General features: G+C 66.1%; 18 protein-coding genes. 12 read left to right on the forward strand and 6 right to left on the reverse strand.

Annotated features, from left to right (window positions below; all coding sequences use genetic code 11):
- Positions 1-38 precede the first annotated feature (38 nt).
- The 8 genes from esxG (at position 39) to MKAN_RS03485 (ending at position 7397) form a co-directional block, all read left to right on the forward strand.
- On the forward strand, positions 39-332 hold the full coding sequence (gene esxG, locus MKAN_RS03450; protein WP_023365166.1) for a type VII secretion system protein EsxG: 294 nt from the start codon (positions 39-41) through the stop codon (positions 330-332).
- A gap of 37 nt (positions 333-369) precedes the next feature.
- Positions 370-660, forward strand: a complete 291-nt coding sequence (locus tag MKAN_RS03455) for a WXG100 family type VII secretion target (protein ID WP_023365168.1) — start codon at positions 370-372, stop codon at positions 658-660.
- Between the two features lie 125 nt (positions 661-785).
- Complete coding sequence (locus MKAN_RS03460) at positions 786-1100, forward strand: PE family protein (protein ID WP_036393332.1); 315 nt, start codon at positions 786-788, stop codon at positions 1098-1100.
- Positions 1097-2377: a PPE family protein gene (locus MKAN_RS03465; RefSeq protein ID WP_023365172.1), complete on the forward strand. Its 1281-nt coding sequence runs from the start codon at positions 1097-1099 to the stop codon at positions 2375-2377. The genes MKAN_RS03460 and MKAN_RS03465 overlap by 4 nt, the downstream gene beginning before the upstream one ends.
- A 216-nt stretch (positions 2378-2593) precedes the next feature.
- Entirely contained in the window at positions 2594-3076 is a 483-nt protein-coding gene (locus MKAN_RS03470; RefSeq protein WP_036393330.1) for a nitroreductase family deazaflavin-dependent oxidoreductase, read from the forward strand.
- 69 nt (positions 3077-3145) lie between these two features.
- Complete coding sequence (locus MKAN_RS03475; RefSeq protein ID WP_160937626.1) at positions 3146-4513, forward strand: cytochrome P450; 1368 nt, start codon at positions 3146-3148, stop codon at positions 4511-4513.
- Positions 4514-4604: 91 nt separating this feature from the next.
- Positions 4605-7055, forward strand: coding sequence for a plasma-membrane proton-efflux P-type ATPase (locus MKAN_RS03480; RefSeq protein ID WP_023365178.1), 2451 nt, complete (start codon positions 4605-4607; stop codon positions 7053-7055).
- Positions 7056-7064: 9 nt separating this feature from the next.
- Entirely contained in the window at positions 7065-7397 is a 333-nt protein-coding gene (locus tag MKAN_RS03485) for a hypothetical protein (protein WP_133163493.1), read from the forward strand.
- Between the two features lie 116 nt (positions 7398-7513).
- Here the strand turns inward: MKAN_RS03485 and MKAN_RS03490 are convergent, their stop codons facing one another.
- Both MKAN_RS03490 and MKAN_RS03495 read right to left on the reverse strand, forming a co-directional pair.
- A complete protein-coding gene (locus MKAN_RS03490; protein ID WP_023365182.1) occupies positions 7514-8002 on the reverse strand; it encodes a hypothetical protein in 489 nt (162 codons plus the stop codon).
- 95 nt (positions 8003-8097) lie between these two features.
- The gene (locus MKAN_RS03495) at positions 8098-9504 is read right to left on the reverse strand and encodes a WS/DGAT/MGAT family O-acyltransferase (protein WP_023365184.1); all 1407 of its coding nucleotides are present in this window, start codon (positions 9502-9504) and stop codon (positions 8098-8100) included.
- Positions 9505-9611: 107 nt separating this feature from the next.
- On the opposite strand from MKAN_RS03495, the gene MKAN_RS03500 reads away from it, so the two are divergent.
- Genes MKAN_RS03500 through ppsA form a run of 4 tightly spaced genes read left to right on the forward strand, consistent with a single transcriptional unit; the run spans position 9612 to position 18266 of the window.
- A complete protein-coding gene (locus MKAN_RS03500; RefSeq protein WP_023365186.1) occupies positions 9612-11267 on the forward strand; it encodes an NAD(P)-binding protein in 1656 nt (551 codons plus the stop codon).
- Entirely contained in the window at positions 11264-14836 is a 3573-nt protein-coding gene (gene nifJ, locus MKAN_RS03505) for a pyruvate:ferredoxin (flavodoxin) oxidoreductase (protein ID WP_023365188.1), read from the forward strand. Before MKAN_RS03500 ends, nifJ begins: the two co-directional genes overlap by 4 nt.
- Positions 14836-15849, forward strand: coding sequence for a dihydroorotate dehydrogenase-like protein (locus MKAN_RS03510; protein ID WP_023365190.1), 1014 nt, complete (start codon positions 14836-14838; stop codon positions 15847-15849). The genes nifJ and MKAN_RS03510 overlap by 1 nt, the downstream gene beginning before the upstream one ends.
- 20 nt (positions 15850-15869) lie before the next feature.
- The gene (gene ppsA / locus MKAN_RS03515; RefSeq protein WP_023365192.1) at positions 15870-18266 is read left to right on the forward strand and encodes a phosphoenolpyruvate synthase; all 2397 of its coding nucleotides are present in this window, start codon (positions 15870-15872) and stop codon (positions 18264-18266) included.
- A gap of 125 nt (positions 18267-18391) precedes the next feature.
- On the opposite strand, the gene MKAN_RS03520 is transcribed toward ppsA, so the two are convergent.
- The 4 genes from MKAN_RS03520 to MKAN_RS03535 form a co-directional block, all read right to left on the reverse strand.
- Positions 18392-19528, reverse strand: coding sequence for a 6-phosphofructokinase (locus MKAN_RS03520; protein WP_023365194.1), 1137 nt, complete (start codon positions 19526-19528; stop codon positions 18392-18394).
- A gap of 257 nt (positions 19529-19785) precedes the next feature.
- A complete protein-coding gene (locus MKAN_RS03525; RefSeq protein WP_023365196.1) occupies positions 19786-20241 on the reverse strand; it encodes a VOC family protein in 456 nt (151 codons plus the stop codon).
- Entirely contained in the window at positions 20241-21404 is a 1164-nt protein-coding gene (locus tag MKAN_RS03530) for a M24 family metallopeptidase (RefSeq protein ID WP_023365198.1), read from the reverse strand. The genes MKAN_RS03525 and MKAN_RS03530 overlap by 1 nt, the downstream gene beginning before the upstream one ends.
- Positions 21401-22549: a M24 family metallopeptidase gene (locus MKAN_RS03535; protein WP_023365200.1), complete on the reverse strand. Its 1149-nt coding sequence runs from the start codon at positions 22547-22549 to the stop codon at positions 21401-21403. The genes MKAN_RS03530 and MKAN_RS03535 overlap by 4 nt, the downstream gene beginning before the upstream one ends.
- Between the last annotated feature and the right edge of the window lie 20 nt (positions 22550-22569).

The following is a 22569-nucleotide window of genomic DNA, read 5'->3' on the forward strand; positions in this document are numbered from 1 at the left end:
CGGAAAGAACGGAAAATCGAGTTGATAGGAGAGATGTTGTGAGCTTGTTGGATGCCCACATTCCGCAGTTGGTGGCGTCACAGTCGGCGTTCGCCGCCAAGGCCGGTCTGATGCGTCACACGATCGGTTCCGCCGAGCAATCGGCGATGTCGGCGCAGGCGTTTCATCAGGGTGAATCCGCCGCGGCATTTCAGGCCGCGCACGCGAGGTTTGTGGAGGCTGCGGGCAGGGTCAACGCCTTGCTGGATATCGCGCAGGCCAATCTCGGTGATGCTGCCGGGACTTACGTTGCTGCAGACGCTGCTGCGGCGTCGAGCTACACCGGATTCTGAGTCGATCACTACAACTAATTCTTGAAGGGAATTTGTGATGTCACAAATCATGTACAACTACGCGGCGATGTTGGGACACGCCGGGGATATGTCGGGATACGCGGGAACGCTGCAGAGCCTGGGTGCCGATATCGCTAGCGAACAATCCGCGCTGTCCAATGCGTGGCAGGGTGACACCGGAACGACCTATCAGGGTTGGCAGGCCCAGTGGAATGACGCCATGCAGGACCTGGTGCGCGCCTATCACTCGATGGCCTCCACTCATGAGTCCAACACCTTGGCGATGAACGCCCGCGACATCGCCGAAGCCGCCAAATGGGGCGCTTGAACCCCTGAGACTGTCAATCGCTTGACCAGACGCTCCAATACCGTGTGGGTATGCGAATATTGCCGCGGTGTATTGTTACCCATGAAGCGGGCACTGACTGACGTTCGAAGCAAGGGGTTGTGGCGGTGACGTTGTGGGTGGTTCCTGAAGGGTTGGCGGGCGCGGCCGCCGCGGTCGAGGCGCTCAGCGCGCGACTGGCGGCCGCGCATGCCGCTGCCGCGCCGATGATTTCGGCGGTGGTGGCACCGGTGGCCGATCCGGTGTCGTTGAGCACCGCGGCGGGCTTCAGCGCTGGCGGTATCGAGCATGTGGGCGTGGCCACCGAGGCCGTCGAAGAGCTGACCCGCTCCGGAGCCGACCTGGGTACCGCCGGAATCAGCTACGCCGCCGGCGATAGCGCAGCAGCGCTGACCTACGGCCTGGCAGGTGCCGAGGCATGACCGCACCCCTCTGGATGGCCTCCCCACCGGAGGTGCACTCCGCGCTGCTCAGCGCCGGCCCCGGGCCCGCCCCGCTGATCGCAGCCGCCGCACAATGGTCCTCGCTTAGCGCCGAATACGCGGCCGTCGCCGAAGAACTCACCACCGTGCTGGCCGGAATGGAAGCTGTCGCCTGGCACGGCCTGAGCGCCGAGATCTGCACAGCAGCCTACGCACCGTATCTGGCGTGGTTGACCCAAGCCAGCGCCGACAGCGCCGCCACCGCCACCGTCCACCAGAGCGCCGCAACCGCCTACCTCAGCGCCCTGGCCGCCATGCCGACCCTGGGCGAGCTGGCCGCCAACCACGCCACCCACGCGGTCTTGCTGGCCACCAACTTCTTCGGCATCAACACCATCCCCATCGCCCTCAACGAAGCCGACTACCTGCGCATGTGGATCCAAGCCGCCACCACCATGAGCGCCTACGAAGCAATCACCACCACCGCACTGGCCACCACCCCCCACACCACCCCCGCACCCGTCATCATCAAACCCGGCAGCACCATCGCCGCCACCGCCGCCCAAACCACCCTCACCCCCTTCCCATGGCAACAAATCACCGAGCTTCTGGACTATGTAGGCCGGCTGCTGTGGGAAGTACTTCCAACATTGCTGTCGGAACTCATTCCGCTCGGATGGGCGGTGCTTTGGCTGGCGTTAGATGTCTTGACTCTCAATGTAATTGGGCTGGTGCTCCAATTAATCGAAGATGCTCCGCTATTCATCCAGTTTGGTCTAAATTGCTTGCTGATCGCGTACTTCCTGGCCTACGGGTACTTCGGTGTGCTGAAGATCCTGCTTGAGTGGGTGATCGGGAATTTGTTCGGTTTCTCTCCCCTGCTAGCCGGGATGTTGGCTGGCGGTGTTGCCCCCCAGATGGCCGGTGTCTCGGGTGTGCCGTTGGTGGGCCTGACCACTGCGACCGCTCCATTGGCGGCTATGGCTGGGGTAACTCCGGTGGCGGCCACAGAAGTCGCTGCGCTGGAGCCGGTGGCGGGTGTGTCGGCGGTGGTGTCGCAGTCGCAGTTGGTGTCGGTGACAGCCAGCCACCAGGGTGCCGGGTCATTAGGATTTGCGGGTACCGCCGAACAAGGGGCCGGGGTGCAGGCTGGTGGGTTGGCCACCGTACGAGGTGCCGAGTTCGATGGCGCGCAGGTGCCGATGTTGCCGGCCACCTGGCATCCGGAACTGGTTGGGACAGCTGCTGATAGCGGATTAGTCCTGGCTGCTGTGTGATGGCAGTGAGTTTGTTTCTGGATCGGCGAGACAACGGCCGCGGGATACTGCCGCTCGGGAACCATGATCACCGGCGGCTCCAATATTGCGTTATGCAATGGTTGCAGTAGTGTTTTTATAGGCGCACCGCACTAGCGGCGGTCGATCCATTGCCGCAAGTCAGGGCGCGGCGGCGTTCAGCGGGGTGCATGTACACACGCTGAGGGGATGGGGATCGTGAAGATCGTGAAGAACGTGCGGCCACCGGCAGGGTTGAGTCGGCTCCTGTATCGACTGCCGATCTACGTCTACCGGGCCGGTCTTGGGTGGGTGTTCGGGAATCGCATCATGCTGCTTCATCACATCGGGCGCCGGTCCGGTAACCGGCGTTATGCGGTGCTCGAAGTTGTCGAACACGATCCCGCCGACGGCAGCTTTGTCGTCGCATCGGGTTGGGGGCCGACCGCTGCCTGGTACCAAAACGTTGTTCACAAACCGGACGTCACTGTCCAGGTGGGAAGACGAACGATGCCGGTGAGGTCGGTGACGTTGGACGCCGACGAGGGCGCGGAAATTTTCGCGCGCTACGCGGTGCGGCATCGAATGGCAGCGAAGTTTCTGCTTCCGCGCCTCATGGGGTTCTCGGTCGACGGGTCGGAGGCCGACTTCCGGGAGGCTGGGCGGCATATGCCGTTCGTGCGGTTCGTCCCGGGTTCTTAGGAGATCATCATGAAACCCACGATCGTATCGGGGCCGAGTGGCGCTGCGGCGCTGCGGTGGTGGGCCCGCATGGCGCGCGACCCGCTTGCCACATATGCCTCGCTGCAGCGCACCTACGGCGATGCGGTGCGCCTGCCGTTTCGCCGCCACCGGCCGATCCTGCTGCTGAGCCGACCCGAACATGCCGAACACGTGCTCGTGACACAACAGCGCAACTACGTCAAGGCCGTCACCTATCTGCCGCTGCGCGCCTTGCTTGGCTCCGGGCTGTTAACCAGCGAAGGCAACGTATGGGAACGACACCGCCGCATCATCCAGCCCGTCTTTGCCCGGCGTCATCTCAACGCCTTCGCACCCGAAATCGTGGCGGCTGCGCAGCGCAGGGTGGCCACGTGGCGAGATGGCGACGTCGTTGATGCAGCCGAGCAGATGCGCGCTCTCACCCTCGAGATCGTCGGCCGAGTGCTGTTCGGTGCGTCACTGGCTGGCTCGGCGCAGCGCATTGGCGACGCTTTGGGCGCGATCCAGCACGCAGCGATTATCAGCGTGTTGCTATCGGCCGCCGTCCCCGAATGGGCTGGCTCGGCGTGGCTGCGGCGCGTACCCGGCGTAGCGGCTCCGGTCAGCACGCTGGATGCCGTCGTGGCCGAGATCGTCACGCGCCGTCGTGCCGAAACGGGCTCAGGCGACGGCGCCGACCTGCTCGACCTCCTACTCACCGCGCGCGACGAGGACGGTTCGACGTTCGACGACGTCGAGATCCGCGATGAGGTGCTAACGCTGATGCTCGCCGGGCATGAAACCACTTCCACCGCGCTCACCTGGACACTTGCGTTGTTGTCTCGCTGTCCCGCCGCCCGCCGCCGGTTGGAAGCCGAGGTCGACGACGTGCTGGCCGGCCGCCCGGCCTGTGCTGACGACGTCGACCGTCTTGTGTTCACCGAAGCGGTCATCAACGAGGCGATGCGCCTCTACCCGCCCGCGTGGAGCATCGAGCGCGACGCCGTCGAAGCCGACGACATCGCCGGCATACCCGTGGCCGCGGGAACAACCGTAGTCGTGCCGCCCTACCTGCTGCACCGGCACCCGCAGTTCTGGCCGAATCCGGAGGGCTTTGACCCGGACCGCTTCCTGACTGAAACCGATCGGCCCCGCTACTCTTTCGTGCCGTTCGGCGGCGGACGCCGTATCTGTGTGGGGGCGGGCTTCGCAATGTTCGAAGCCAAGCTCGTGCTGGCAACCATCGCTCAGGCGCACCCGCTCGATCTGTTATCCGGGGGGATGCCCGCCGTCCGAACGGAGATCACCCTGCGGCCCCGCGGCCCGGTGCCCATGCGGATCACGCAGCGGCTTGCCCAGGCCGTCGATCGGAGGGCACAGCCCACGGCCCGCGATGCGATTGAGACGATTGAAGGCGTGCCCGCCTCGGCTCCCTGAGGGCACGACCGGGGTACACCAGCGGGCACACACCGATGCCGACTTCGACCCGGCTCAGCACTTGCTGACATAGGCCTCGGGAGGACACAACGTGCGGGAGTGCGGCGACGATACGTTGGCGAAGCTCCCATTGGAGCGGGCGCTCGCCCACCTGGACAGCTCCGCTGCAGGGTTGACTTCGGCCCAAGCACTTTCGCGGTTGGAGCGCTACGGGCCTAACGAGATCACCGAACGGCGTCAGAACCCGCTGTTGGTGCTTCTTGGGTACTTTTGGGCGCCGATCCCATGGATGATCGAGGCCGCGCTGGTGCTATCGCTGGCCGCTCGGCACTGGACCGACGCGGGGATCATCGCCGCCTTGTTGCTGGTGAACGGGCTGGTGGCGTTCACCGAGGAGCACCAGGCAGCCGGGACGATCGCGGCGCTTCGACGACGGCTGGCAACGTCGGCGCGCGCGTTGCGCGACGGCGCATGGACGTCGGTGCCGGTACGGGAGTTGGTGCCGGGTGATGTGGTGCGGGTCAGGTTGGGTGATGTGATTCCCGCCGATCTGCGGGTACTTGACGACGCTGCCCTCGAAGTGGACCAGTCTGCGCTGACTGGCGAGTCCTTGGCCGTCGCCCGCGGCAAGGGCAATGCGCTGTACTCGGGGTCAGTGCTGGTGCGCGGCGAAGCCGACGCGCTGGTGTACGCCACCGGGGGGTCGTCGTATTTCGGGCGGGCCGCTGCGCTGGTGGAGACTGCGGGCACAGTCAGCCACTTCCAGCGCGCGGTGCTGCGCATCGGCAACTACCTCATCGTCATTGCAGTGGCGCTCGTCGCATTGACGGTGGCGGTGTCGCTGATCCAGGGCAATCCGGTGTTGCAAACGCTGGAATTTGCGCTGGTGGTCACGATCGCCTCGGTTCCGGTCGCTCTACCGGCGGTGCTGTCGGTCACGATGGCCGTCGGTGCGCGCAAGTTGGCACATCAACAGGCCGTGGTTAGCCACCTGCCCGCAGTCGAGGAACTCGGCGGCATCGACGTGTTGTGCTCAGACAAAACCGGCACCCTGACCCAGAACCGCCTCGCGGTGGCGACTTGCTGGGTGGCGCCGGGTATTTCCGAGCACGATCTACTGGCAGCGGGCACGCTGGCCTCACGGGCCGAGGACAACGATCCCATCGATGTGGCGGTACTGGCCACCTGCGAACCACCGGCGCTGCATGTGGAGCAGTTCACGCCCTTCGACCCCGTGCGAAAACGCTCGGAAGCCTACGTGCGTGGCCCCGATGGCCGCCGATTCGAGGTCAGCAAGGGCGCGCCGCAAGTCATCGCCGCACTTTGTGAGCAGGACGCTGTCACGAGCCAGGTCGGTGAGGTAGTCGACCAGTTCGCCGCACACGGGTACCGATCGCTCGGCGTGGCCCAAACCGATATGACCGGATCGTGGCGCCTGCTCGGCGTCTTGGCGTTGGCCGATCCGGCCCGCAATGACTCCGCCGCAACCATCGCCGCCGCGCGCCAGCTCGGGATCGACGTCAAGATGGTCACCGGCGATCAGCGCGCCATCGCCCGCGAAATCGCCCGACAGGTCGGGTTGGGAGAGCAGATACTCGGCGCAGCAGCGCTTGCTACCACCGCCGGTGACGACGAATTGGCAGGCCGTGTTGAGGTGGCCGATGGCTTTGCTGAGGTGTTCCCCGAACACAAATATCGCATCGTGCGACTGTTGCAGGCCGGTGGGCACATCGTCGGGATGACCGGTGATGGCGTCAACGACGCTCCAGCCCTCAAACAGGCCGACGCCGGGATCGCGGTCGCCGGAGCCACCGATGCGGCTCGCGCTGCGGCCGATGTGGTGCTACTCGCGCCAGGGCTGGCGGTGATCGTGGCCGCCATCCGGCAGGCCCGCGAAATCTTCGCGCGGATGACCAGCTACGCCACCTACCGCGTCGCTGAAACCATTCGGGTGCTATTGCTGATCACGCTGGCGATCGTGACCATGAACTTCTTCCCAGTCACCGCCGTGATGATTGTGTTCTTGGCGCTGCTCAACGACGGCGCCATCCTGGCCATTGCCTACGACCACGTCCGTGGTTCAAACAGACCCGCCGCCTGGGATATGCGCGGCGTGCTAACCATAGCCACCACGCTGGGCGTCATGGGGGTTGGTGAGACCTTCCTACTCTTCGCCTTCGCCGACACGGCCCTGGGCCTGGACCACAACGTCATCCGTACCCTGATCTACCTCAAACTGTCGGTCTCGGGCCACCTCACGGTTTTCGTCACGCGCAGCCGCGGCCCGTTCTGGTCACGGCCCGCACCCGCACGGATACTGCTGCTGGCTGTCATCGGAACGCAGGTGATCGCAACGGTCATCGCCGTCTACGGCGTACTCATGACGCCGCTGGGCTGGGGCTGGGCCACCGTCGTGTGGGCCTACGCTTTGTTCTGGTTCCTCGTCGAGGATCGCGTCAAGCTAAGCACCTACCAATGGCTCGACCGCCCAAACGTTGCGTCCGCAGATACGGCAAGCAGATCTCCATCTGATGGCGAGTAAACCCGCGTGGTGGCTTTGCGGTGTGGTCTGCTCAGTTGTGCTCAGGCGGCGATCCGCGGCAGTCTCCGGTTTCTGGACTACCATCTGTTCATCGCGGCGGGCGACTCACCCACACCACTGGTGCCCGTAACCACCAACGTGGTCGTGGGGCGTGCTCACCGATGCATCCAACCGGCATCCGACCTCGTCATCTCCAACGTCGCAGGCATCAAGGAAACCCGACGCCGCAACGGCGCGGGCGATCGACGCCCGACGTACCTCGCCCCCCTGACGCTGCGGGCCTGCGAGGAGCTCAACGAAGCCGCCGGGACACGCACGCACCCGAGCCGGGTATCTTCCTGAAGACGGATCGGGGGTTCTCGGCTAAGCCCGGACCGGCCAAATGCGTTGCCGGGCAGGAACATCGCCGGCAACTGTTGGCTTGCCCACCCAGGCGTCACCCACGATATGCCGCATCGCTAGTCGGCCGGCGTAAACCGGACCACGGCCCAATTCAGACGTTCAGCCGCCTCGGCGAACTCCTCGACTGAGGGTATGCGCTTGTCGCGGAACTTCAATCCGATGATGAGTTGCGCGCGCCTGACCCCATAGGACTCGGCGCAGCGGTGGACGAGATCGGCGACGGTCGCACGGTCTTCGATGAGTTCACCGTGCATGGTCATCGGCTTGCCGTCGTAATAGATCTCGGCGGTGGCACCGTTGCGGAAGTTGTTCTTCCACCGCATGCGGGTGAGGACGAAAAGTCCGTCATCCAACCAGTGGGCACTTATCGGTATCGAATACTCGCGACCTGTCTTACGCCCCGTGAAGCTCAACACCATAAAGTGCTTACCCGCCGAACCCGCAAAACGGGTGCGCAGCAACAGGTTTACGAATGGGCGAATGATAGTCAGCGCGCGCTGCCCGCCGTCGCTGACACCTTCGACCGCATATAATTGTTTAGGCATGCTAGATGTTATATCAGCTAAGTTTCGCGCCCGCCACCCGACGGCCCCGACGGCTTTCGGGGGTCAACCCGGGCGCAGAGTTCCGGCAGCCCACATCAGTCACCGGCAACGCGCGGCTTGGACCCTCGCTTGCTCCGGCCCGCCCGGCTGATCTCGAGAAGCCGCGCCACCCCGTCCTCGATGCCCGCCGCCAGCGCCTCGATATCGGGCGCGGTGTCGTAGTCCGCCGTAATGCCGAAGACGAAATTGTCGGCGTAACTGACCATCGCCACGCCGGTGCGCAACTGCAAAGCGATCGGCGGGATCGGCAGCATTTCCAGCACCCGCCGCCCCATCAGTGTCTGTTCGCGTCGCGGGCCGGGAACGTTGGTCGCCAACCCCACCACCGCCCGCTGCGGCAGGTGGCTGAGCAACCGAATCGTCCACGCCGAGAAGACAAATGGGATGTTCTTGGCCGCCGAAACCACGGCGTTGCCGCCCTCGCGTTGACCGCTGCCCTTCGCCCGGGTGAGCCGACTGTGCACCAGCCGCAGCTGCTGCACCGGGTCCGGCTCATCGACCGGCAGCAGCGGCAGCATCGCCGAGACCCGATTGTCGGCCCGGTTGAACTGGTTCACCCCGCGCACCGACACCGGGACAAGGGTGCGCAGCGAGTCGCGGCCGGGGTGTTCCCCCCGCGCAAGCAACAGCTTGCGGTAACTGTCGGTGATCGCCGCCAGCGCAACGTCGTTGAGCGTCACACCAAACGCCTGGGCAACTTCGCGCACGTCAGCCAACCGGACCCGGGCCGCATGGTAGCGCCGCATCGCGGTGACTCGCCCGTGCAACGACGAATCCGGCGCCGGGCTGAGCAGACTGCCCGCCAGTTCGGCCGCGCCCACCGCGACATGCTCGACTACGGTGGCCGCGCCCAACGCACCGCGCACCATCCCGCCCGCCCAGCTCAACGGGTTGAGGCTGATCTTCGGCAGACCAAACCCATGCCGATCGGGTTCCTTCGCGGCCCGGATATCGGTGGCGAAAGAGTCGCCGCCGCCCCCGTCGTTGAACCGCGCCAACATCTGCGCGGTCGCAATGCCGTCGGCCATGCAGTGGTGCAGCTTGGTCAGCACCGCCCACCGGTCATCGCTGAGTCCCTCGATCATGAAGCAGTCCCACAGCGGACGCTCGCGGTCAAGCCGGCGCTCCATCACTGTCGCGATCATTTCGAAGAGTTCGGCGTCCCCGCCGGGGTGTGGCAAGGCGAGGCGGTGCAGGTGCCGCGAAATGTCGAAATGTGGGTCATCCACCCACTCGGGTGGACCCAGGTCCAACGGATGCGTTCGCAGGATCTGCCTGAACCGCGGAATCACCGAAGCCCGCTCGACCAGACCCGAGAGGAACTCGTCGAATGCCGGCACAGGCCCCTCGATGATCGACAGTCCGCCGATCGCCAAGCTCACGTGCGGATCGGAGTCTTCGACCTCGAGGAAAGCCGCGTCAAGGGCGGTCAAATGCTCCATTCCGCAACTTTCCGCCGCCGCGCGCCTTGCGATCAGAGTCGGAAGTCCTCACCTTGAGGGCCAAACGAAAGCAGCAGAGCCGCACGACGAGTCATATCGTCAGCACCATGACGTCCGGTGACGCCTATAAGTTCGTGTCGCGCGGCGACCTCGCGGCCCTGCCCGACCTATCGCATGGAGCGCAACGGGCCGGCCCGGTCCGCGACCGCCGCCCGGTCTACGTCGACCTACTGCCGCCGTGCAACGCCGGATGCCCGGCCGGCGAGAACATCCAGGCGTGGCTCGCCGATGCCCGCGCCGAACGTCACGAGCAGGCGTGGCGCCAACTCGTTGCCGACAATCCGTTCGCCGCCATCCACGGGCGGGTCTGCTACCACCCGTGCGAATCCGTCTGTAACAGAGCATATTTGGATGCTGCCGTCGCTATCCATGCCGTGGAGCGGTTCCTCGGCGACACCGCCCGCGACCGAGGCTGGCGGTTCGAACCCGCACCGCATCCGACCGGCAAGCGGGTGCTCGTCGTCGGCGCCGGCCCCAGCGGACTGTCCGCCGCCTATCACCTCGCCCGGCTGGGCCATCACGTGGAAGTACGCGACGCCGGCGCGGAGCCGGGCGGGATGATGCGCTACGGCATCCCCAACTACCGGCTGCCCCGCGACGTGCTGGACGCCGAAATCGAGCGAATCGCGGCGCTCGGCGTGCAGCTGACAACCGGACACCGCGTCGACGATCTCGCCGCCGAACGCGCGGCCGGGAACTTCGACGCGGCGTTCGTGGCCGTCGGCGCGCATCTGGCCAAGCGCGTCGACATCCCGTCTCACGACGCGGGACGCATGATCGACGCGGTGTCGCTGCTGCGCGCAGTCGCCGCCGGCGAAAAACCCGACCTCGGCCGCCACGTCGCCGTCTACGGCGGCGGCGACACCGCCATGGACGCCGCCCGCGTCGCCCGCCGCCTGGGCGCCGAAGACACCGTGATCATCTACCGGCGCAGCGCAGCCCAGATGCCCGCCCACGAACACGAAATCCACGAGGCCGAACGCGAAGGCGTACGGATCAATTGGCTGCGCACCATCACCGCCTTCGATCACACCGAGCTTCAGGTCGAGCTGATGGAGCTCGACGAATCCGGCCGCCCCCGGCCGACCGGGCGGTTCGAGGCCCTGACCGCCGATACGGTGATCATGGCTCTGGGACAGGAAACCGAATCGGCGTTCATGCGCAGCCTTCCCGGCGTGGAGTTCGACCGCGACGGCAGCGTGCGGGTCTCCCCGACACTGATGACCGGGTGCTCCGGCGTGTTCGCCGGCGGCGACATGGTGCCGTGTGAACGCACCGTGACGGTCGGCGTCGGGCACGGCAAAAAGGCGGCCCACTCCATCGACGCGTGGCTGCGCGGCGCCTCCGAGGCGCCGCCCCCGAAGCATCCGATGGCCGAGTTCGGCCAGCTACACCTGTGGTATTTCGGCGACGCGGCCCGACGCCAACAGTCCGAACTCCCTCCCCGACAACGCGTCACCGGGTTCGACGAGGTTGTCGGCGGCCTGTCGGACCGGGCCGCGACGTTCGAGGCCGGCCGGTGTCTGTCGTGCGGCAACTGCTTCGAGTGCGACGGCTGCCTTGGCTCCTGCCCGGAGGACGCGGTGATCAAGCTGGGCCGCGGGCACCGCTATCGCTTCGACTACGACCGCTGCACCGGCTGCGCCACCTGCTACGAGCAGTGCCCCGTGCACGCCATCGAAATGATCCCGGAGCCGCGATGACACGCACCACGGTCGACGGCAACGAGGCGACAGCCTCGGTGGCCTACCGGCTCAACGAGGTGTGCTGCATCTACCCGATCACCCCGTCCTCGCCGATGGCCGAGTTGGCCGACGCCTGGTCGAACCAGCACCGGCCCAACATTTATGGCACGGTGCCGACGGTGGTGGAGATGCAAAGCGAGGGCGGGGCCGCGGGCGCGCTGCACGGCGCCCTGCAGGGCGGCGCGTTGGCGACGACGTTCACCTCGTCCCAAGGCCTGCTGCTGATGATCCCCAACATGTACAAGATCGCCGGCGAGCTCACCTCAGCGGTGATTCACGTGGCCGCTCGATCCATTGCGGCCCAGGGTCTCTCGATCTTCGGTGACCATCAGGACGTGATGGCGGTGCGTCAGACCGGCGTTGCGCTGCTGTCGTCGGCCTCGGTGCAGGAGGCCCACGATTTAGCCCTGATCGCACAAGCGGCCACGCTGCGCACCCGGGTTCCGTTCGTGCACTTCTTTGACGGCTTCCGCACCTCGCACGAGCTCAACACGATCGAGTTGCTCGGCGACGACGACTTGCGGGCCCTGGTCCCGCAGCGGCTCATCCTGGCCCACCGCGACCGTGCCCTGTCACCCGAACGGCCGGGCATCCGTGGCACCGCGCAAAATCCCGACACCTACTTTCAGGCCCGCGAGACCGTCAACCCGTTCTACGCCCGAGTACCCGACACGGTCGAACAACTCCTGGGCGAACTCGCCGAGCGCACCGGACGCTCGATGCACATCGTCGACTACACCGGACACCCGCAGGCCGAACGCGTCGTGGTGCTGATGGGATCGGGCGCTCAGACCGCTGCCGAAACCGTGGCCGCTCTCAACTCGCGCGGCGAGCGGGTCGGGGTGGTCCACATCCGTTTGTACCGACCGTTTCCGGCCCAAGCGGTGCTGACGGCGTTGCCCCCGACGGTCCGCGCCATAGCGGTGCTGGACCGCACCAAGGAACCCGGATCCCAAGGCGAGCCGCTGTATTTGGACGTCGTCGCCACCCTGGCGCAGGCCTACAGCGGCGGCGAACGATCGTCACTGCCGCTGGTCTGCGGCGGACGCTACGGCCTGTCGTCGAAAGAATTCACCCCCGGCATGGTCGCCGGCGTCTTCGAGGAACTGGCCCGCGAGCGGCCGCGCAGCCGTTTCACCGTCGGCATCGACGACGACGTCAGCGGCACCAGCATCGGCTACGACGCGGAGTTCGACATCGAATCCCCCGCCGTCGCCCACGCGGTGTTCTTCGGCATGGGCTCGGACGGCACCGTCGGCGCCAACAAGAACACCATCAAGATTCTCGGCGGCCAGGACCACATGTACGCTCAGGGCTACTTCGTCTACGACTCAAAAAAGTCTGGCTCGCAAACTGTTTCGCACTTGCGCTTCGGACCGCAACCCATCAAAGCACCGTATCTGGTGCAGCGGGCCGGCTTCGTCGGCTGCCACCACCAACGGTTCCTGAACACGGTCGACGTGCTGGGCCGGGCCGCGCACGGTGCCGCACTGTTGCTGAACAGTTCCCGGAAGCCCGAGCGGGTCTGGGACAGCCTGCCCGGCCCGGTGCAACAGCAGATCATCGACAAACGCATCCGGCTCTATGTCGTCGACGCCGACACCATCGCGCGCGAGGTCGGGCTGGCCGGCCGGATCAATATCGTGCTGCAGACCTGCTTTTTCGCGATCGCCGGTGTGCTGCCGGTCGACGCCGCGATCGCGCAGATCAAAGACAGCGTCGCCAAGACCTACGCCGCCCAGGGTGCGGACGTGGTGGCCCGCGAACTCGAGGCGGTCGATCGCGCGCTGGCCGGACTGCTCCAGATTGAGGTGCCGGGCAGCGCCACCTCCACCCGCGAACTCGAATGGCCGGTTCCCCCGGACGCCCCGGATTTCGTGCGCACGGTGACCGCGGCGATGATCGCCGGGCGCGGCGACGCCTTGCCGGTCAGCGCGCTTCCGGTGGACGGCAGCTATCCCAGCGGCACCGCGGCCTACGAGAAGCGCAACATCTCCGACCTGGTCGCGGTGTGGGATCCCGACACCTGCATCCAGTGCGGAAACTGTGCATTCGTGTGCCCGCACAGCGTCATTCGCACCACGTTCTATCAGCAGGACCTGCTGCGGGAGGCTCCGGAGTCGTTCCCGTCGGCACCGCTGAATACGGTCGGCCTGCCCGGTGCCCGCTACACGTTGCAGGTCTACGTCGAGGACTGCACCGGATGCAACCTGTGCGTGGAAGCCTGCCCGGCCGTGGTCCCCGGCACCCCGGTCACCAAGGCGATCAATCTGGCGCGGCGCGAGCCGCTGGTTGCCGAGGCACGCGAGAACATCGCGTTCTTCGAAACGCTGCCGGTGGCCAACCGCTCCATGGTCGACTTCGGGACGGTGCGCGGCACCCAGTTCCTGCAGCCGCTGTTCGAATTCCCCGGCGCCTGCGCGGGTTGCGGTGAAACCCCTTATCTGAAGCTGCTGTCCCAGCTGTTCGGCGACCGGCTGATGATCGCCAACGCCACCGGCTGCTCGTCGATCTACGGCGGCAACCTGCCCACCACTCCCTGGACCGTCAACGCCGAGGGCCGCGGCCCGGCCTGGTCCAATTCGTTATTCGAAGACAACGCCGAATTCGGTCTGGGCATGCGCCTGGCCGCCGATACCCGCACACGACAGGCCCGGCAGCGGCTGACCGAATTGCGCGACCACCTGGGCGCCGACCTCGTCGACGCCATCCTGGCCGCCCCGCAACAGCGCGAATCAGAACTGCACGCCCAGCGCCGGCGGGTTGTCGAACTGGCCGGCAGGCTGGACCGGCTATCGCCGGGCGCTGCCGACGAGTTGCAGAGCGTTATCGATCATTTGATCCGCCGTAGCGTGTGGATCGTCGGCGGCGACGGCTGGGCCTACGACATCGGCGCCGGTGGACTCGATCACGTGCTCGCCAGCGGGCACAACGTCAACGTGATGGTGCTCGACACCGAGGTGTACTCCAACACCGGCGGGCAGATGTCGAAGAGCACACCGTTGGGCGCGGTGGCCAAGTTCGCCGCCGGCGGCAAGACGGTGCCGCGCAAAGACCTGGCGCTGCAGGCTATCTCATACGGCAATGTTTACGTCGCACGCGTCGCGATGGGCGCCGATCCGCAGCAGACGTTGCTGGCTTTGCGGGAGGCCGAAGCCTACGACGGGCCGTCGCTGGTGATCGCCTACAGCCACTGCATCGCCCACGGCTTCGAGCTGCGTTACGGCCTTGAGCAGCAATACCGCGCGGTTGCCAGCGGGCACTGGCCATTGATTCGCTACAACCCGGTACTACGGGCTACCGGCAAGCCGCCCTTCCTGCTGGATTCGCACCGGCCCCGGGTTTCGCTCGCCGACTTTCGCAACCGCGAGTTGCGCTACCGAAGCCTCACCAATTCTGATCCCGACGAGGCCGACCGGCTGCTAGCGCTGGCGCAGGAGTCGATCGACCAACGGTGGATGGTCTACGAGGACATGGCTTCTCGGACTCCGCAGGAGTTCCCGTCTGATGCGCGAAGGGGGTTCTGATGGACCTGTCCACCCGCTACCTCGGACTGAACCTGCGTAACCCGCTGGTAGCCTCGGCATCGCCACTGAGCCGCACCGCCGACGGCGTGCGCCGCCTCGCCGACGCCGGTGTCGGTGCGGTGGTGCTCTATTCGCTGTTCGAAGAACAGCTACGTCGCGAAGCCGAGCACGACGACCGGATCGCCACCCAGGGCAGCGAAAGCTACGCCGAGTCGCTGAGCTACTTTCCCGCGCACCTCGACAACGGCGGCGGTCACCGGTATCTGCGTCTGGTCGAGCGCGCCGCAGCCGCCGTCGATATCCCGGTCATCGCCAGTCTCAACGCGTCGACGCCCGGCAGCTGGGCGCGCTACGCGCGGTCGATGCAGGACGCCGGCGCGGCGGCGATCGAGCTGAACATCTACCACCTACCCGGCGATCCCGGCCCCAAAGTTTCGGACGGCGCTGCCGTGGAGCAGCGCCATCTCGACGTGCTGGCCGCGGTCAAAGCCGCCACAGCGGTACCGGTCGCCGTCAAGCTCAGCCCCTTTTTCAGCGCGACGGCAGACATGGCCCACCGGCTGGACGCCGCCGGTGCGGACGGGCTGGTCCTGTTCAACCGGTTTCTGCAGCCCGATATCGACCCGGAAACACTGACCACCGTGCGCACGGTCACCCTATCGACGCCGGCGGACACACGCCTGCCGCTGACCTGGATCGCGTTGCTGTGCGGGAGGATTCGTGCCTCGCTGGCGGCCAGTACCGGGGTCGAGCACGCAGCCGACGTGGCCAAATATCTGCTCGCGGGAGCCGACGTGGTGCAGTCGGCGTCGGCGCTGCTGCGCCACGGTCCGGAATATGCCGGCGTGCTCTTGCTGGGATTGTGTGACTGGATGAACCGCAAGGGTTTTCACGCCCTCGATGAGGTTCGCGGGCTGCTGGCGGCTCCTGACCAGGATCTCGAGGCCCGTGAACGCGCCGACTACGTATGGGCATTGCGCAAAGCAAACAACGGATCCTACGACACCTACTAACACGCGACCGGAGGAATATCATGAGTAAGTTCACCTACATTCGCTTCTTCGAAGAGTTCGGCATCGAGGACGTCCCGCTCGTCGGGGGTAAGAACGCGTCGCTCGGCGAGATGTATCAGAAGCTATCCGAGCAGGGCATCCGCGTCCCGCACGGGTTCGCCATCACCGCCCAGGCCTACAAACACATGCTGGACAGCGCTGGCGCCTGGGACGCGCTGCACGCCGAGCTCGACAATCTCGACCCGGACGACGTCACCGCGTTGGCGCGCAAAGGCAAACGCGCCCGGGAAATCGTCTACGGCGCAGGGCTTCCCGACGACCTGGCGGCCGAGATCGTGGCCGCCTATCGCATGCTTCAGGACGAGTACGGCGAGGACGTCAGCCTCGCGGTGCGCAGCTCGGCGACCGCCGAGGACCTGCCTACGGCCAGCTTCGCCGGCCAGCAGGAAACCTTTCTCAACATCACCGGCGCCGAGAGCCTGCTCGACGCCTGCCGCCGCTGTTTCGCCAGCCTGTTCACCGACCGGGCCATCCACTATCGCATCGACCAGGGCTTCGACCAGTTCAAGGTGTCGCTGTCGATCGGTGTGATGAAGATGGTGCGCTCCGACCTCGCCTCCTCGGGGGTGATGTTCACCATCGACACCGAATCCGGCTTCAACGACGTCGTTTTCGTCACCGGCGCCTACGGGCTGGGCGAGAACGTGGTGCAGGGCGCCGTCGACCCGGACGAGTTCTACGTCCACAAGCCGACTTACCTGGCCGGACATCGCGCAGTGCTGCGCCGCCTGATCGGTGACAAGGCGGTGAAGATGGTCTTCGTCGAGGGCGGGACGAAGCAGACCACCCGCAACATCCCCGCACCGAAGGCCGACCGTGCTCGGTTCTGCATCACCGACGACGACGTACTCGAACTGGCCGGCTACGCCTGCACCATCGAGGGGCATTACCGGCGCCCGATGGATATCGAGTGGGCCAAAGACGGTCTGGACGGCAAGCTCTACATCGTGCAGGCGCGCCCCGAGACGGCGGCCTCCCAACGCAGCCTGACGACCATAGAAACCTATGTGCTGGAAGGTAAAGGCGAGATCCTCACCGAGGGCCGCTCGGTCGGCGAGAAGGTCGCGACGGGCGTCGCGAAACGGATCGACAACCTCGGGCGGCTGTCGGACTTCCGGCCCGGCCAGGTGTTGGTGGCCGACACGACCACGCCGGACTGGGAACCGGTGATGAAGACCGCCGCCGCCGTCGTCACCAACCGCGGCGGACGCACCTGCCACGCGGCGATCATCGCGCGCGAGCTCGGCATCCCGGCCGTGGTCGGTGCGGGCGATGCCACCACCAGCGTGCCCGATGGCCAGGTCGTCACGGTGTCATGCGTGGAAGGCGACACCGGGCGGGTGTACCGCGGCGAGGTGGGCTTCCACGTCGACCGCACCGAAGTTGCGGATCTAACCAGGCCACGAACCCAGATCATGATCAATCTGGGAAATCCCGATCTGGCGTTCAAGACCTCGTTCCTGCCCAACGACGGTGTCGGGCTGGCCCGAATGGAATTCATCGTCAGCGAATACATCAAAGTGCACCCGCTGGCCTTGCTGCACCCGGACAAGGTCGACGACGCGGAGGCGCGCCGGATGATCGATCGGCTCACCTACGGCTATGCCGACGGGGGCGAGTTCTTCGTCCAGCGGCTCTCGGAGGGCATCGGCACGATCGCGGCGGCCTTCTGGCCCAAGCCCGTGGTGGTGCGGATGTCGGACTTCAAGACCAACGAATACGCCAGCCTGATCGGCGGGAGCGGGTTCGAGCCGACCGAGAGCAACCCGATGCTCGGCTTCCGCGGAGCCTCGCGTTACGCGCACCCGGCCTACGCCGAGGGTTTCGCGCTGGAATGCCGTGCGATGCAACGGGTGCGCGAGGAGATGGGCCTGACCAACGTCGTCATCATGCTGCCGTTCGTGCGTCGCGTCGCCGAGGCTGACCTGGTGCTGCAGACGATGGCCGAACACGGTCTGCAGCGCGGCCGCAACGGGCTCGAGGTGTATGCGATGTGCGAGATCCCGAACAACGTCATCCTGCTCGACGAGTTCGCCAAGCGCTTCGACGGATTCTCCATCGGATCCAACGATTTGACACAGCTCACGCTCGGTGTCGACCGCGACAGCGAGATCGTGGCCTTCGACTACGACGAACGCGACGAGGGTGTCAAGGAGATGATCCGGCTGGCCGTGGAGGGCTGTCGCCGCAACGGGATTCACTCGGGGCTGTGCGGGCAGGCGCCGTCGGATTACCCGGACATGGCCGAGTTTCTGGTCCGCATCGGTATCGACTCGATCAGCCTCAACCCCGATGTGGTGGTCAAGACCACCCGGCAGATCCTCGAGCTGGAGCAGCAGGTGGTGTCGAGGAAATGAATTCCCTTGCATCGCACCGGCTCGCGCCGAAATCCACACTGTCGGGGAAAAGTGCGGAGACGATGACGATAGCGTCGATCTCAGCGTGGCGGCGATGAGATCGTCACCCGGACATCGCCGTCGGGTCATCCACCGATCGCGCTATGGGTGGGCATTTCATCCCCGAAGTTGATCCCCATATCCCGCGCGGTCAGAATCGAGTCGCAGTCGAGCGGGACCGTCTTTTGCCGGTGGGTAGCCTCGGCGAGTGGCACGTAGTCGACGGTCGGTGGATTCAGCGCCACCATGACACCGCTGTGCCCCTCGTCGAGAGCCCGCACGGCCGCGGCGCCGAAGCGCAGACCGAGCAAGCGGTCGAACGAGGTCGGCGAGCCGCCCCGCAGCAAGTGGCCGAGCACCACGGTGCGTGCCTCGCGTCCGGTCAACCGTTCGAGCTCGGCGGCCACTTTGGCGCCGATGCCGCCAAGACGCTCCGCCTGCCCCACCGACTTGCCCACGATCGACACCTCGCCGCCGACCGGCCTGGCGCCCTCGGCGACGCAGACGATGGAGAACTTCGCGCCGTGCCGTTCGCGGTCCCGGATCACCGCCGCCACCGGGTCGAGGCTGAATGGGATCTCCGGGATGAGGATCGCGTGCACTCCCGACGCCATGCCGGCGTTCAGGGCGATCCAGCCGGCGTAGCGGCCCATCACCTCCACCACGATGATGCGGCCGTGCGATGTCGCGGTGGTGAACAGCCGGTCGATGCACTCCGAGGCGAAGTCGACTGCGCTGTCGAAGCCGAATGTCGAGGTCGTCTTGTCCAGGTCGTTGTCGATCGTCTTGGGCACCCCGACCAGCCGAAGCCCGGCGTTGTGCAGGTGCTGGCCTATCGCCATCGATCCGTCGCCGCCGACCAGGATCAGTGCATCGATTCCGTGTTCCGCGAAGCGGCCCAACAGTTCTTTGGTGCGGTCCATCTCGATCCAGGTGCCGTCGCTTTGTTGCACCGGATAGGCGGTGGGGTTGCCGCGATTGGTGGTACCGATGATGGTGCCGCCCTGGTGAATGATGCCGCGGACCCGGTCGCGGGTGAGTTCTATCAACCCGCCGTCGGGATAGGCGTCCGGTAGCAACAACCCGTTGAGGCCGTCGCGGACCCCGACGACTTCCCAGTCACGATTACGTGCGGCCAGGGTGGCCGCATGGATGACGGCATTGAGCCCGGGCGCATCACCGCCGCCGGTGCTGAGCGCAATCCGCTTTATCGAAGATCTCACGAGGCGCACCTTACGCCAGTGCGGCTCCCGGGCTTCGTGGAGCAGGTGCTGCCCGGCTGCGTGCTGCGCCAACTAATTCGCCCGTACCTGGCGCAACCAGCGTGAAATCAAGGTGGGCGGACGGCACTTCATCCAAGAGGACTCACCGGAGGCCCTCGGCGTGGCCCGGCGCGGCTTCGTCCTGGACCTGCCCGCACGCCGCTGACCCGCGACCCGGGGACGGCACGTCGACGGAATCGACTTTGCTCCAACGATTTTCACCCTCGACGGGGCGGCAGCACCGCCAGCCACTGATCCGACAACAGTTCGAGCAGTTGGCCATCCGGATCGCGGATCATCGCCGACTGCTCCGACACCGACCCGTCCACCACCGATCCGCCGAAGCTCCCGGCGCTGGCCACCACATGAGGAAGGTCAGGCACGGAAAACGAGATATGGGTAAGCCCCACCTGGTCCATGACCCGCTGTGCTCCGGCGTGGACCGCGCGCCCCGAATAGTCGAGAAGCTCCAGCACCAACCCGTCGCGCACCAGATACGTCGCGTGCAGTCCGATCGGCTTCGGCAGCTGCAGAAGCCGATCGGTGCCTGCGTCGGGCGCATCGAGTTCCCACCAGAACTCGAACCCGAGCAAGCCCTCATAGAATCTGCGTGACCGCCGGCGATCGCTGACACACAACCCGACATGGTTGAAAACGGCTCGGCTGTCAGACATTACAACCTTCCATAGCGGGTCAGTATCGATGCTCCCCCGCCCTCGACGACGACGGTGGCCCGCTCCAGGCAACCCCCGACGCCCGCCGCGACGACCCAGGATTGCACGCTCAGCACCATGCCCTCGTCGAGCACGGCGTCGCTGCCACGCCCCAAACCGATGACCGGTGGTTCAGCACCGAGCCCCAGCCCGTGAGCCAACGGCACCGGCGACTCCCGATTACCGGCGTCCCCCCAGGCTCGATACAGGTCAGCCCCGGTGTTGCCCGCTCGGCAGGCGCCCAGCAGCGCGTCCATGCCGACAGCGCACCGCGCCGCCAGATCCGTCCACCCTGCCGGAGCCGACTCCCCCGCCACCCGGGTACGCGCCAGGCCGGCCTCATACCCGGTGTACAGCGCGCCCGGTGCCAGCACCACCAGTTCGCCGTCCCCGATAGGACGCTCCGACACCAGATGCCGAAACCACACCGGCCCACGCGAAGGCGTTGCAAAGCAAACACTCTCCGACGGCGCGGTCGGTGCGCCCAGCCGCGCCACCTGTTCGTAGTACACCCCGAGTAGGTCACGCTCGGTAACGCCAGGCCACAATGCATCTTCCATGGCGCCTAACGCCGACTCCGAAATTGCCGACGCCACTTCGAGACAGGTGATCTCCTCGGCCATCTTGATCCGGCGCGCAGCCGCCAGAATCGAATCGGCGTCGACCAGTTCGGCCGAGCCGGTCAGCTGCGAAATCAACCCGGCGAACATCGGTGTCAATCCGTCGATGCCCACCCGGGCGGACTCGCGCAAGCCGGGAATCGAAGCCAACGAATCCATCAGATTGGCCGGATTCCAGCTCAACCCATACAGGTCCTGACGCGTGATCTCCGGCGGTACCCCCTCGTCCCAGGTCGACAGCAGGTGCACCCGCGCGGTCGAACGCACCACCACCGCGGCCGGCGCGAACGGCAGCACCCCGGCGCGGCCGAGCAGCCGCGCCCCCGACACGTAGTGCACGTTGCCGGCGCCGCCAAGCAGCAGTGCGTCCAGATCGTGGGTTTCCATGGCGGAGAACACTTTTTCGCGCCGCTGAGCCCGCAACCAGCCGAAGTCGACCCGTGCGTCGTCCTCGAGGCTCATCATCCCGATGCGCACCCCATGATCCCGCGGCACCGGGCTCATGCGGCAAACCCGTAAGGGTCGTAGGTGGAGCCGCTGAGCTTGACCCATCCGGTATCGGTCACGGCCACAATGTCTTCGGAACGATAACCCGCAGCACCGTCCTCCCAGATCACCGGCTCCAACACCACAACCATGCCCGGCCGCATGACCAGCTGCGAGTCGAATTCCGCACCGAAATCCGTTCCAATCAAGGGCATTTCGGCGCTGTCGGTGCCCACGCCGTGGGCAAGATAGAAATGCTCGATCCACGGCCGGACACCATCGTTGGCGTCGATGGCGACCTCACCCAGCCGCAAGCCGGACACCCCGGGCCCAAGGACCTCCAGACACGCGTCGACGACCGCCCGCCAGCGACGAAACTGCCCGAGCTGCCGAGCATTCGGGCCGGCGCCCACAATCCAGGTGCGGCCATAGTCGGACACGTACCCCTGCCACATGACACCGGCGTCCACCCAGATGACATCGCCATTGCGCAGGAACCGGTCAGTCGTGACGGTCGGGTAGGCCAGATCACCGTGCAGCGTCCAGGGTCCCAGCTCGCGACTCGGGGCCATCACCTGCCAGATCGGATCGATTCCACCCGCCGACGCGCCTAACTCGAACACCCGGCGAAGAAACAGCGCAGTCAAATCGGTCTGCCGGACACCAGGCCGCAACAGGCGCAGCGCGTCGACCATCGCCAGCTCGTTGAGCCGCTGCGCCTGGCGAATACACGAAACCTCGTCGACGGTTTTCACCAGCTTGGCCGCGCCCAGGACCGTGGACGCATCCACCCAATCGATGCCGGAAAGGCCGCGCAGCATCGGGTGAGACAGATGATCGACACCTACCCGTGCGCCGGGAACGAAGTGCTCGCCCAACGCGGCGGCGAGCCCTGCCATCGCGTCGTCGAGATCCGGGAACAACGGCCCGTGCAGCTGCACCTCCGGCGGCACGCCGTCGTCGAACACGGTGTACAGGTGCGGCGCCGACTCCACGGCAGCCACAACAGCGACCGCGCGGAACAACGCAGCCCGGTCACCGGCGACGGCCGGCATCGCAGCGCCGGTCGCATACGTCACCGCGCTGGAACCCAGCAATACCAGCCCGTCGAGACCGCCGACCGCAAGTTCGGCCTGCAACCGCGCATATCGCTGCCGTCGCATCCGAGCCAGGTCGGGCGTGC

It is taken from the genome of Mycobacterium kansasii ATCC 12478 (assembly GCF_000157895.3).
GTDB lineage: Bacteria > Actinomycetota > Actinomycetes > Mycobacteriales > Mycobacteriaceae > Mycobacterium > Mycobacterium kansasii.